The following is a 10,805-nucleotide window of genomic DNA, read 5'->3' on the forward strand; positions in this document are numbered from 1 at the left end:
AGGGTGACCGACCTCGACCATGAGACCGCGCCGAGCCCTGCCCACCAGTGGGCGGGGGGCTGGCGGCGGTTCCTGCTGGGCACCGGGATGCTGGTCTTCCCGGCACTCACCGCTGTGGCCCTGGCCGCCGACGTCTCCGGGGCGGCCGCGGTCACCGGGTACGCCGTGGTGGCCGCGTTCTGCCTCTGCTACGTGCTCACCGCACTCGCCCTCGGACGCGGCCAACGGCAGTGGATCAAACCGCTGTTGGTGGTGATGACCGTCCTGTTCCTCGCCGCACTGCCGTTCGCCCACGGGAACGCCTTCTTCCTCGCCACCGTGATCGTCTCGGAGATCGCGGTGCTCTGGCGGAAGTACGCCGCCCGAGCGGTGACCATCGGCACGCTGGCCGCGCTGCTGCTGCCCTGGGCCGTACCCGCCTGGCACACCGGACCCGGCGGATTCCAGGCGCTGGCCCTGCTGTTCACCGCGCTCACCTGCGGCGCCTTCGCCGAGATCGCCGCCACCAACCAAGCCCTGGTCGCCGCCCGGGCCGAGGTCGCGCGGCTCGCCTCCGAGGCCGAACGCAACCGGATCGCCCGGGACCTGCACGACCTGCTCGGGCACTCGCTCACCGCGATCACCGTCAAGTCCCGGCTCGCCCAACGCCTGGCGGGCAAGGACCTGGAGCACGCGGTGGCGGAGATGGCGGCCGTCGAGACACTGTCCCGCCAGGCGCTCTCCGACGTGCGTGGCGCCGTCACCGGCTACCGCGAGATGAGCCTGGCCGGCGAAGTGGCCCGCGGCCGCGAACTGCTGCGCGCCGCCGGGGTGGTGGCCGACCTGCCCCGGGCCGCGGACGCGGTCGGGCCGGAGCACCGCGAACTGTTCGGCTGGGTGGTGCGCGAGGGCATCACCAACGTGGTCCGGCACGCCCGGGCCGCCCGCTGCTCGGTGGCCCTCACCGCCTCCTCGGTGGAGATCCGCGACGACGGTACAGGCGGTGGCGGCGTCGGGGTCGGGGGCGGCAAGGGTCTGACCGGCCTGCGGGAACGGGTCGCGGCGGCGGGCGGTACGGTCGAGGCCGGCCCGTTCGGCCCGCGCGGGTGGCGACTGCTGGTCACCGTCCCGCAGTCCGACACTGACACCGACTCCGGCCCCGGCCCCGGTTCCGCCTCCGAAGGGACGACATGACGATCCGCCTGCTGCTCGCCGAGGACCAGGAACTCGTCCGCACCGCGCTGCGCGCCCTGCTCGACCTGGAGGACGACTTCGAGGTGGTCGCCGCCGTCGGACGCGGCGACCAGGTCGCGGAGGCGGCCCGCGAGCACCGCCCGGACGTCGCCCTGCTGGACATCGAGATGCCCGGACTGGACGGCCTGGCCGCCGCCGCGGTCCTCGCCCAGCAGGCCCCCGGCTGCCGGGTCGTCATCCTCACCACCTTCGGCCGCGCCGGCTACCTGCGCCGCGCCATGGAGGCGGGCGCGCTCGGCTTCGTGGTGAAGGACGCCCCGGCGGAGATGCTCGCCGACGCCATCCGCCGGGTCGCGGTGGGGGAGCGGGTGGTGGACCCGGAACTCGCTGCCGCCACTCTCGCCGCCGGCGCCTCCCCGCTCACCGCCCGTGAACGCGACGTCCTCGACGCCTCCCGCTCGGGCGCGGGAGTCACGGAGATCGCCGGAAAGCTCTACCTCTCCGAGGGCACGGTCCGCAACTACTTCTCCTCCGCCATCGCCAAGACCGGCACCCGCAACCGCACTGAGGCCCTGCGCGTCGCCGACGAGCGCGGCTGGCTCTAGCAGGCCGGAAGCCCTGTCGGGTGCCGGTCGCGGAAATGGCGAATACGGTGACCGACCGCCCGTCGCACCGTTAGCGTGTCCACGTGGACCATGATGAACAGTTACTCCACGCCTCGTCGTTCGGTGCGGCGGCGGCCGCCTACGCCGAGCACCGTCCGGACTACGCGCAGGACGCGGTGCGCTGGGCGCTCGCACCCGCACCCGGCCCGCGCGTGCTCGACCTCGGCGCCGGAACCGGCAAGCTGACCGGCACGCTGATCGCGACGGGCGCCGAGGTCATCGCGGTCGAACCCGACCCGGCGATGCTCACCGAGCTGCGCCGTTCGCTGCCGACCGTCCGTGGCCTGTCGGGCAGCGCCGAGTCGATCCCGCTGCCGGACGCCTCCGTCGACGCCGTACTGGTCGGCAACGCCATGCACTGGTTCGACATGGCCGTCGCGGGGCCGGAGATCGCCAGGGTCCTCGCACCCGGCGGCGTCCTGGCCGGCCTGTGGAACCTGATGGACGACCGGGTCGACTGGGTGGCCGGACTGGCGAAGGTCAGCGGGAGCGCGGCCGTCGGCCCACGTGACACGCCCGCCAGTTGGCGCGTCCGGACGGCCGGAGCACACCTTCCGCAGAACGGCGGGCCCGCCCGGTTCGGCTCGTCGGAGCAGGTCGAGTTCGCACACGGGCAGCGCCGCACCGCCGACTCGCTCGTCGCGACCCTGGCGACCCGCGCGGGGGTGCTGGTCCTGCCGGAGCGGGAACGGGACGCCCTGCTGGGCCGGATCCGCGATTTCCTCGCCGGTCGACCGGAGACCGCCCACGGCGAGTTCACCCTGCCGATGCTGACCGGCGTGCTGCGCACCCGGCGGCTGTGAGGCGTCCCATCGACAGCGGAGTGCACACCACCGCAAGGCACCTGCGGCTCGAACACCCCGAGGCCCACCAGCGACACCTCACCGGCCCATGCCCTGCACGCGGTGTGACAGCCGACGGCCGCGCACCCTACGCAGAGTCAGCGTCGGGGGCCGTACGGTTCCGGTTTTGGACCACAACTGCTCGGTCAGGCCAGGGACTTCGCCGTGCCAGTCGCGGTTCGGCCTCGGGCGGCCGCGCGGGGGTGGCGGCCGCCCGAGGAGTCCGTCACACCAGGCGCAGCACCAGCTTGCCGGTGTTCTCGCCGCGGAACAGCATCCCGAGGGTTTCCGGGAAGTCGTCCACGGTGCCCTCGACCACGTGCTCCTTGACCTTGATCCGGCCGTCGCCGATCCAGCCCGCGAGCTCGGCGGCCGCCTCCGCGTAGCGGCGGGCGTAGTCGAAGACCACGAAGCCCTCCATGCGGGCCCGCCGCACCAGCAGCGACAGGTAGTTGGACGGGCCCTGCACGGCGTTCTCGTTGTTGTACTGGCTGATCGCGCCGCAGATCACCACGCGGGCGTGCATCGCCAGCCGGGTCAGCGCGGCGTCCAGGATCGGGCCGCCGACGTTGTCGAAGTAGACGTCGATGCCGTCCGGGGCGTGGGTGCGCAGCGCCTTGCGGACGTCCTCGGCGTGGTAGTCGATCGCCGCGTCGAAGCCGAGCTCGTCGGTCAGCAGCGCGCACTTCTCCGGACCGCCGGCGATCCCGACCACCCGGCAGCCCTTGACCTTGGCGATCTGCCCGACGAGGGTGCCGACGGCCCCGGCGGCGCCGGAGACCACCACGGTCTCGCCCTCCTTGAGCGCCCCGACCTCCAGCAGCCCGAAGTAGGCCGTCATCCCGGGCATCCCGAGCGCCCCGAGGTACGTCGACAGCGGCGCGAGCGCGGGATCCACGGTGAGCGCTCCCTTGCCGTCGGACACCGCGTACTCCTGGACCCCGAAGGTGCCCACCACGTGGTCGCCGACCTGGAACTTCGGGTGGTTGGACGCGATGACCTCGACCACCGACCCGGCCCGCATCACCTCGCCCAGGCCCACCGGCGGCAGGTACGAGGGCCGGTCGTCCAGCCAGCCGCGCATGGCCGGGTCGAGCGAGATGTACCGGGTCCGACCCAGGAACTCGCCGTCGCCCGGCACGCCCACGGGCTCCTCGCTGTGCGCCCAGTCCTCCGCCCGGACCTCCCCGACCGGTCGGCGGGCGAGGCGGATCTGGCGGTTCACTCCGGTCATGGCATCTCCTGGGGCGTGCTCGGGTTCAGCAGGGCAGGGACATGAGTGTAAGCAAGCGCTTAGTCATCTGACCAGGGCTGGTCAGGGTTCCCCGTCGACCAGCTCCTGGTCGTAGGTGGCGAGGATCGACTCCATCAGCCGGCGGTCCGGGCGCCCGGAGGCGGCGAGGGCGGCCGCCTCGATGAAGAAGTGCTCGAAACCGGCCGGGGTCAGGGTCACCAGGATAGTGGCCGGGGTGTCGCCGATCGCGGTGAAGGAGTGCGGACGGGTGCGTGGGACGTGCATGAAACCCGCCCGGGCCCGCCTCGATGATCCGGTCGTCGCAGCGCAGCCGGAACGCGCCGCTGACCACGTGGAAGGTCTCGTCGTGGCCGCGGTGCAGGTGCGGCGGAGCGCCCTCGCCGGGCTGGAAGGTGGACTCCAGCACGGCCAGCGAGCCGCCGGTCTGCTCACCAGCCAGCTTGATCACGTACGGGCCGCCCGGTACGTGGAAGCGGCCGCCGCACCCGGGTGGCAGGATGACCGGTTCGCGGCGCGCCTCAGTCATGGCCGAACTCCTTCCGGTGGCGCTCGGCCCAGGCCCGGAACGACGCCGCCGGACGGCCGGTCAGCTGTTCCACCGTCGGGGTGACGGTCGCGGTGAACGGCTCCAGCGAGGCGGCGCGCAGCGCCGTGATCGCGTCCGCCATCTCGGGGGAGACGCCGTGCCCGAGGATCGCCTCCCGGGCGGCCGCCGGTGACACCTCGGTGAAGGCCAGCGGCAGGCCCAGCACCTCGGCCAGCGTCGCGACCATCTCACCGGGCGAGAGCGCCTGCGGGCCGGTCAGCAGATGGGCCCGGCCGTCGTGCCCGTCCTCGGTCAGGGCGCGGGCGGCGACGGCGGCGATGTCCGCCGGGTCGATGACGGCGACCCGCCCGGCGGCGAACGGCGCCTCGACGGCCGCGGACGCGCGGATCGGCCCGGCCCAGGCGAGGGCGTTGGACATGAAGCCCATCGGCCGCAGGAACGTCCACGCCGATCCGGCGTCCAGGACGGCCTGTTCACCCGCCCGGTGCCAGCGTGGGACGGGATCGGCGGCGCTCGGATCGGCGACCCGGCCGGAGGACAGCTTCACGACGGCGTCGACGCCGGCCCGGGCGGCCGCGCGGGCGAGGTTGGCGTCATGGCGAGGGATGTCCGGCCCGTCGGAGAGCAGGAACACCCTCCGTACACCGCGGAGTGCGGCGGCCAGCGAGTCCGGCTCGCCCAGGTCCGCGTAGACGACGTCCACGTCCTCGGGCAGTGCGGCCCGGTCGGGGCGACGGGTGACGGCGCGCACGGGTGCGCCGAGGGCGGTCAGCTGGTCGACGAGGGCGCGGCCGACCGTGCCGGTCGCGCCGGTGACGAGTATCACGGGGTCCTCCGGGAGTTTCACTCGTTCGGTTCGAGGGAGTCGAGCAGGTCGTCATGCCAGGCGAGGTCGGCCCGCAGCCGGGCCAGGCAGTGCTCGAAGATCCACGGTTCGAGGCCGGTCAGATCCGGCTTGGCGGCCTCGAACTCCGCCTCGAACAGGGTGATCTGACCGGCCACCGCCAGTCGGCGTGCGGCGACCGCCTCGACCAGTTCCGCACCCGAGAGGTCCGAGGTGTACTGCAACGCCAGGTCCACCGGATCGGGCAGCAGCCGCACCCTGCGCAGCGCCGCGTCCCGCAGGGAGGCCAGCTCCCGCCGCCCCCGGTCGGTGATCGCATAGACGGTCCGCTCCGGCGGATTGCCCACCTTCTCGCTGCGGACCACCTCGACCAGCCCGTCCCCGGCCATCCGGTGCAGAACGCTGTAGAGCGACCCGGGCTTGACGTCCGTCCACAGCTCGGTCCGGTCCAGCTGCGCCGCCTGCCGGATCTGGTAGCCGTGCATCGGACCGCCCCGGGCGAGGGCGCTGAGTGCGAAGAGTCGAGAAGTGCTCACGCTGGTACTCAAACACGACTATGGCATCATAGTCAAACGCGACTACGGCCGGGTTGTGACCCCGTTCGGCGTAGCGCCCGGAGGTGCCGACGAAGCGCGGTTAGTCTTTCCTCTGGGCGGCCCCCGAGCGCGGAAACCGGCGCCGGAGAGGAGAGCAACAAGTGAGCACAGCGCATGTCGGCCCTGGGGACTACAGTCACGTGCCGAACCCGGAGCAATCCCTCAAGTACGCGATTCAGCACATTGCGGGTGAGCGCGTTGAGATCATCGAGGGAGTCATCACCTCCGTGTCGCCGTCCTGGGAGCATGAGAACGCCGTTGATCTGATCCGAATGCAGATCGTCCCGCACCAGCGGAAACTCGGCCTGCGCGCAGGATCTGGCAACCTGGACCTGCCGGGTACGGAGAATTACTACGTGCCTGACCTGGCCCTCGTGCCAGTCGAACTGGCCAAGAACAACCCGGGCGCCTTGCTGCCGGATCAGACGGTCCTGGTGGTCGAGGTGACCTCGCCCTCGAACGCCGACACGGACCGCACCGTGAAGCGGCGCCGATACGCGCAGTTCGGTGCGCCGCTCTACCTGTTGGTGGACCGTCAGGAGCGTACCTGCACGCTGTTCTCCCAGCCCGGCGAACTCGGCTACACCCGGGTCGAGGGGCCGCACCCGTTCGGTATTCCGGTGCGGCTCCCCGAGCCCTTCCAACTGGACCTTGACACCGCCGAGTTCTGAACCTCCTCAGGCCCGGAACCGGTCCAGCAGGTGGCCGTACCCTCCCGCTGTCCAGACGCGGTGGCGGAACTCCAAGAGGCTGAGCGCGTTTGTGCCCTGGCCTGCTGCGGGCGGGAAGTTGTGTTGGTGGGGCCGGTGGGGTGCATGCCCGCGATGGTTCGGCCGCTCAGCCCTGCCCGGGGGTCGACGGTGTCCACCCGAGGGCGGGCCCGAGCCGGGTGGCGAGGTCGGTGAGGATCTGCACGTAGTCCTCGTGCTCGAAGCTGAACGGTAGTGCGACGGCCACCTCGTCCACCTCGCGGAATCCGGCGTGGGTGTGCAGCCGCTCGACGAGTTCCGCGGAGCTGCCGACCAGGTCGGGTGCGAAGAGCAGCCGGTTGGGGCCCTGCGGGGTGAGGGTGCGCGGGGTGCGGGCGAGGGCGTAGGCCTCGTACTTGGCGCGCTGGTCGGAGGTCGCGCTGTCGGTGGGGATGATCACCAGGCCCTGGGAGACCCGGGCCCGCTCGCGGTCGGGGTGCAGGGCGCGGAAGGTGCGGATCTGCTCGGCCTGGATCTCGGCGAAGTCCAGTACGGAATCCGTCTGTTCGGGCTTGACCACGCTGCTGGTGAGCAGGTTGAGCCCGTGTTCGCCGGCCCACCGCGCCGAGCGCAGACTGCCGGCGCCGTACCAGAGCCGGTCGGCCAGGCCGGGGGAGTGCGGCTGGACGCGGCGCGAGTACACCTCGATGCCCTCGGTGCCGGCGAAGTCGGAGGCGTCCTCGCCGCGGACCAGGGCGAGCAGCCGCTCGGCCCGGCGGTAGCCGAAGTCCTCGTCCTCGCCGGTGTCGGGGTAGAGCGCGCCGCGAACCTGCTCGTAGTGGACGGGCGGGCCGACACTGAAGCCGGGGTTGAGCCGGCCGCCGGAGAGCAGGTCGACGGTGGCGAGGTCCTCGGCGAGCCGCAGCGGGTTCTCCCAGCCGAGCGGGGTGACGGCGGTGCCGAGCTGGATGCGGCTGGTGCGCTGGGTGGCAGCGGCGAGGACGGCGACGGGGGAGGAGATCCCGTACTGGAGGTGGCGGTGGCGCAGCCAGGCGCTGTCGAGGCCGAGCCGCTCGCCGAGGGTGATCAGTTCCAGGGTGATCTCGTGGCCGCGGCGCGGGTCGGCTTCGTCGAAGAGCCCGATGGTCAGGAAGCCGAGTTTCCGCAGCGGGCGGGGGGAGGACGGCATGGTGGCGGCTCCGCGTGGGATCGGGCGGCTCCGGGAGGGCCGGTCGGGGGTGGTGCCCGTCGACGGTACGCAGACGGCGCGCGGTGCCACAAGATCGGCGCGCGATCCGGCCATCGGACCGCAATCGACCGCAATCGACCGCAATGGTCCGCAACGGTCCGCAACGGGGCGTCACAGCCGGCCGGCCGCGAAAGCGACGGGCCCCCGCTCGGTTGAGCGGGGGCCCGCCGTGACCGCCTCGGGCTCAGCAGCTGCGCAGCTCCGGACTCTGGTTGCGGATCTGGTTGTGCAGCGAGGTGAACTCGCGGTACGCCTCGCTGTCCTCGGCGCCGGGCCGGAATGCGCCGACGCGGTGGCAGTTGACGAAGGCGAGCTTCACGCCGAAGTGGTCCTCCAGGCTGCCCCGGATGGCGTTGCTGGCCAGCGCGCGCAGCAGCTGGGCGCGCTGCTCGTCGCTGGGGGTGGTGTTATCGGTGGTGAACTCGGCCTCGGTGGCGGCGAGTTCGGTGCTCAGTCCGGCGACGACCTGGTAGGCGTAGGGGAGCGAGCTGCGGACGGTGTCGAGGAAGTCGGCCTCGTCCACGCGGCCGTTGCGGGCCTGGTCGAGGAGGGCGGGGGAGACGTCGAGCGACATGGGTGTCCTCTTTCGCGGGGCGCGCGGTGCGCGCTCGGGGATGGTTATCGAAGATGGAAACCATTTGCGTAAAGGACTGTCCTGGACGCCCAGACGACCTGTCAAGTACCGCCCCCCGAAGGGTTGACGTGCGGCGGCTCCGGCAGTCGGCGGACCTTGATGGCGAACACCGCGATCACCACCGCGATCACCACCGCGATCACCACCGCGATCACCACCGCGATCACCACCGCGATCACCACCGCGAGTGCCACGAACACCAGCCCCATCTGGAAGGCGCCGGCGATGCCGTGCACCAGCACCTGTGAGGAGTACGGCGCCGGCAGCTCACCGCTCGCCCTGAACCGGGCGGCCTGCTGCGGGGTGGCGTGCCGGAGGAACTTCCCGACCTGCTGCCGGGCCTCGTTGTGGCCGGCCGTGCCGTACACCGTGGCCAGGATCGACAGGCCGAGCGAACCGCCCACCTGCTGGGTGGTGTTGAGCATGCCGGTGGCCGCGCCGGTCTCGTGCGGGGCCACCTGCGAGACGACGGTGAGCAGCACCGGGACGAACAGGGTGGCCGTTCTCTCGGTCCCGTGACGATCCGATGGGTGGCCGGGCGGCGTGGGCCGGAAGTCTCGCAAATTCCTTAGCCCCTCTTCTGGTTCGCTGGCAGTGCCGAGAGCGCTCCGCGAGCAGTGGCTGAAGGGGAACGGATGTCCAAGCGTGCACTGATCACCGGGGTGACCGGTCAGGACGGGTCGTACCTGGCCGAGCACCTGATCTCCCTGGGATACGAGGTCTGGGGCCTGACCAGGGGGCAGGCCAACCCGCGGAAGGACCGGGTCAGCCGACTGATCCCGGACCTGCGGTTCGTCGACGGCGACCTGATGGACCAGGGCAGCCTGGTCTCCGCGGTCGACACCATCCAGCCGGACGAGGTGTACAACCTCGGGGCGATCTCCTTCGTGCCGATGTCCTGGCGCCAGCCGGAACTCGTCACCGAGGTCAACGGGACCGGCGTGCTGCGGGTGCTGGAGGCGATCCGGATGGTCAGCGGGATCAACAAGCCGGCCGGTGCCGCCGGCGGTCCCGGGCGGATCCGGTTCTACCAGGCATCCAGCTCCGAGATGTTCGGCATGGTGGCGGAGACCCCGCAGAACGAGCGGACCACCTTCCACCCCCGCAGCCCGTACGGCGTGGTAAAGACCTACGGTCACTACATCACCCGCAACTACCGCGAGTCCTACGGGATGTACGGTGTCTCGGGGATCCTGTTCAACCACGAGTCGCCGCGCCGCGGGGCCGAGTTCGTGACCCGGAAGATCTCCCTCGCGGTCGCGCAGATCAAGCTCGGCCTGCAGGACCGGCTGCTGCTCGGCAACCTCGACGCCGTCCGCGACTGGGGCTTCGCCGGGGACTATGTCCGGGCGATGCACCTGATGCTCCAGCAGGACGAGCCGGGCGACTACGTCATCGGCACCGGGCGGATGCACTCGGTGCGGGACGCGGCCCGGATCGCCTTCGAGTGCGTCGGGCTCGACTGGGAGCGGTACGTCGAGGTCGATCCGGGGCTCGTGCGGCCCGCCGAGGTGGAGACGCTCTGCGCCGACGCCGGCAACGCGCGGGAGAAGCTGGACTGGGAGCCGAAGGTCGACTTCCCCGAGCTCATGCGGATGATGGTCGAGTCCGACCTGGAACAGGCGCGCGTGGCCCGTGACTACGGCGAGGTGCTGGCCGGCGCCCGCTGGTGACACCGGCCGGGAGCGACGGTAGGGCGGTGGGGAGGCGAAATCCCCACCGCCCTACCGTTGTTCGACGGCCCGCCCGCTCGGCGGCCGGGAGAGCTCCAGGATCGCCAGCGCGATCCCGGCGCCCTGGTCGCCGAGCCGGGAGGCGTAGCGGCGCAGCATCGCGTTCTCCTGCGCGAGGCTGGTGGTCGGCAACCCGGCGGCGCGGCGGCTGAGTTGGTGGCCGCGGGCCAGCCGGATGCGGTGGACCAGCTGGGCGATCAGCTGCTCGTCGAGCTCGCTGAGCTCGGCCGCGGCCGGGTCCGCGGTGCCCTCGGTGGAGGGCAGCAGCACTCTCGGTGCGTCGCCGGGCGGGAAGGGTTCGGGCATGGCGGTGATCCTCGTCGACGTCGGGGCGCTCGGCCCGGCCGGGCCGCACCCATGGCTCGCGCAACTGACGATCCAGCCGAACGGCCCGGCAATTCCCTAGAGTCCGAGGCCCGTTCGGACATGATCGACAGACCCTAGGGAAATTCGGCGCGGCCCCGATCGAGACTGGGCGCTGGAGTGCGGGAATGCGAGCGCCGCGCGTGCCGGGCACGCGGGCCGTCCTCAAGCGGATCCCTGCCGTTCGCCGGTCTTCCAGATGGGTTGCGTCGATG

The 10,805-nt window shown here is 71.9% G+C and carries 13 protein-coding genes and 1 pseudogene; 5 read left to right on the forward strand and 9 right to left on the reverse strand.

Annotated features, from left to right (window positions below; genetic code table 11):
- The first annotated feature begins 3 nt into the window (after window positions 1-3).
- From ACZ3UD_RS25470 to ACZ3UD_RS25480, 3 genes are all read left to right on the forward strand, one after another.
- Window positions 4-1,173, forward strand: a complete 1,170-nt coding sequence (locus tag ACZ3UD_RS25470) for a sensor histidine kinase (RefSeq protein ID WP_465592020.1) — start codon at window positions 4-6, stop codon at window positions 1,171-1,173.
- Entirely contained in the window at window positions 1,170-1,778 is a 609-nt protein-coding gene (locus tag ACZ3UD_RS25475) for a response regulator transcription factor (protein WP_387622169.1), read from the forward strand. Before ACZ3UD_RS25470 ends, ACZ3UD_RS25475 begins: the two co-directional genes overlap by 4 nt.
- A gap of 83 nt (window positions 1,779-1,861) precedes the next feature.
- A complete protein-coding gene (locus tag ACZ3UD_RS25480) occupies window positions 1,862-2,641 on the forward strand; it encodes a class I SAM-dependent methyltransferase (RefSeq protein WP_465592025.1) in 780 nt (259 codons plus the stop codon).
- Between the two features lie 265 nt (window positions 2,642-2,906).
- Here ACZ3UD_RS25480 and ACZ3UD_RS25485 read toward each other — a convergent pair whose 3' ends face one another.
- The 5 genes and pseudogenes from ACZ3UD_RS25485 to ACZ3UD_RS25505 all read right to left on the reverse strand — a co-directional run bounded on the left by ACZ3UD_RS25485 (window position 2,907) and on the right by ACZ3UD_RS25505 (window position 5,862).
- On the reverse strand, window positions 2,907-3,914 hold the full coding sequence (locus ACZ3UD_RS25485) for an NADP-dependent oxidoreductase (protein WP_465592028.1): 1,008 nt from the start codon (window positions 3,912-3,914) through the stop codon (window positions 2,907-2,909).
- 81 nt (window positions 3,915-3,995) lie between these two features.
- Window positions 3,996-4,199: a hypothetical protein gene (locus ACZ3UD_RS25490; protein ID WP_465592070.1), complete on the reverse strand. Its 204-nt coding sequence runs from the start codon at window positions 4,197-4,199 to the stop codon at window positions 3,996-3,998.
- A gap of 16 nt (window positions 4,200-4,215) precedes the next feature.
- Window positions 4,216-4,461 (reverse strand): annotated as a pseudogene (locus ACZ3UD_RS25495) (cupin domain-containing protein); the annotation flags it as partial.
- On the reverse strand, window positions 4,454-5,308 hold the full coding sequence (locus ACZ3UD_RS25500; RefSeq protein WP_465592031.1) for an NAD(P)H-binding protein: 855 nt from the start codon (window positions 5,306-5,308) through the stop codon (window positions 4,454-4,456). The pseudogene ACZ3UD_RS25495 and the gene ACZ3UD_RS25500, both read right to left, overlap by 8 nt.
- Before the next feature lie 17 nt (window positions 5,309-5,325).
- On the reverse strand, window positions 5,326-5,862 hold the full coding sequence (locus ACZ3UD_RS25505) for a PadR family transcriptional regulator (protein ID WP_465592034.1): 537 nt from the start codon (window positions 5,860-5,862) through the stop codon (window positions 5,326-5,328).
- Window positions 5,863-6,023: 161 nt separating this feature from the next.
- Between ACZ3UD_RS25505 and ACZ3UD_RS25510 the strand changes: the two genes are divergently transcribed.
- Window positions 6,024-6,593, forward strand: a complete 570-nt coding sequence (locus ACZ3UD_RS25510; RefSeq protein ID WP_465592037.1) for a Uma2 family endonuclease — start codon at window positions 6,024-6,026, stop codon at window positions 6,591-6,593.
- A gap of 166 nt (window positions 6,594-6,759) precedes the next feature.
- On the opposite strand, the gene ACZ3UD_RS25515 is transcribed toward ACZ3UD_RS25510, so the two are convergent.
- The 3 genes from ACZ3UD_RS25515 to ACZ3UD_RS25525 all read right to left on the reverse strand — a co-directional run bounded on the left by ACZ3UD_RS25515 (window position 6,760) and on the right by ACZ3UD_RS25525 (window position 8,976).
- Entirely contained in the window at window positions 6,760-7,800 is a 1,041-nt protein-coding gene (locus ACZ3UD_RS25515; protein WP_465592040.1) for an LLM class flavin-dependent oxidoreductase, read from the reverse strand.
- Window positions 7,801-8,044: 244 nt separating this feature from the next.
- Window positions 8,045-8,434, reverse strand: a complete 390-nt coding sequence (locus tag ACZ3UD_RS25520) for an SCO5389 family protein (protein ID WP_387622146.1) — start codon at window positions 8,432-8,434, stop codon at window positions 8,045-8,047.
- Between the two features lie 101 nt (window positions 8,435-8,535).
- Window positions 8,536-8,976, reverse strand: a complete 441-nt coding sequence (locus ACZ3UD_RS25525) for a hypothetical protein (RefSeq protein WP_465592043.1) — start codon at window positions 8,974-8,976, stop codon at window positions 8,536-8,538.
- 153 nt (window positions 8,977-9,129) lie between these two features.
- Between ACZ3UD_RS25525 and ACZ3UD_RS25530 the strand changes: the two genes are divergently transcribed.
- Window positions 9,130-10,167, forward strand: coding sequence for a GDP-mannose 4,6-dehydratase (locus ACZ3UD_RS25530; RefSeq protein ID WP_465592046.1), 1,038 nt, complete (start codon window positions 9,130-9,132; stop codon window positions 10,165-10,167).
- A 51-nt stretch (window positions 10,168-10,218) separates the two neighbouring features.
- Here ACZ3UD_RS25530 and ACZ3UD_RS25535 read toward each other — a convergent pair whose 3' ends face one another.
- Window positions 10,219-10,533, reverse strand: coding sequence for a chorismate mutase family protein (locus ACZ3UD_RS25535; RefSeq protein WP_465592049.1), 315 nt, complete (start codon window positions 10,531-10,533; stop codon window positions 10,219-10,221).
- Window positions 10,534-10,805 lie beyond the last annotated feature (272 nt).

Source organism: Kitasatospora sp. NPDC023118, assembly GCF_055560875.1.

Bases quoted from the DNA above. Each gene is read 5' to 3' on its own strand.
- ACZ3UD_RS25475 (WP_387622169.1), top strand. From the start codon at position 1,170: ATGACGATCCGCCTGCTGCTCGCCGAGGACCAGGAACTCGTCCGCACC.
- ACZ3UD_RS25485 (WP_465592028.1), bottom strand. From the start codon at position 3,914: ATGACCGGAGTGAACCGCCAGATCCGCCTCGCCCGCCGACCGGTCGGG.
- ACZ3UD_RS25490 (WP_465592070.1), bottom strand. From the start codon at position 4,199: ATGCACGTCCCACGCACCCGTCCGCACTCCTTCACCGCGATCGGCGAC.
- ACZ3UD_RS25515 (WP_465592040.1), bottom strand. From the start codon at position 7,800: ATGCCGTCCTCCCCCCGCCCGCTGCGGAAACTCGGCTTCCTGACCATC.
- ACZ3UD_RS25520 (WP_387622146.1), bottom strand. From the start codon at position 8,434: ATGTCGCTCGACGTCTCCCCCGCCCTCCTCGACCAGGCCCGCAACGGC.
- ACZ3UD_RS25530 (WP_465592046.1), top strand. From the start codon at position 9,130: ATGTCCAAGCGTGCACTGATCACCGGGGTGACCGGTCAGGACGGGTCG.
- ACZ3UD_RS25535 (WP_465592049.1), bottom strand. From the start codon at position 10,533: ATGCCCGAACCCTTCCCGCCCGGCGACGCACCGAGAGTGCTGCTGCCC.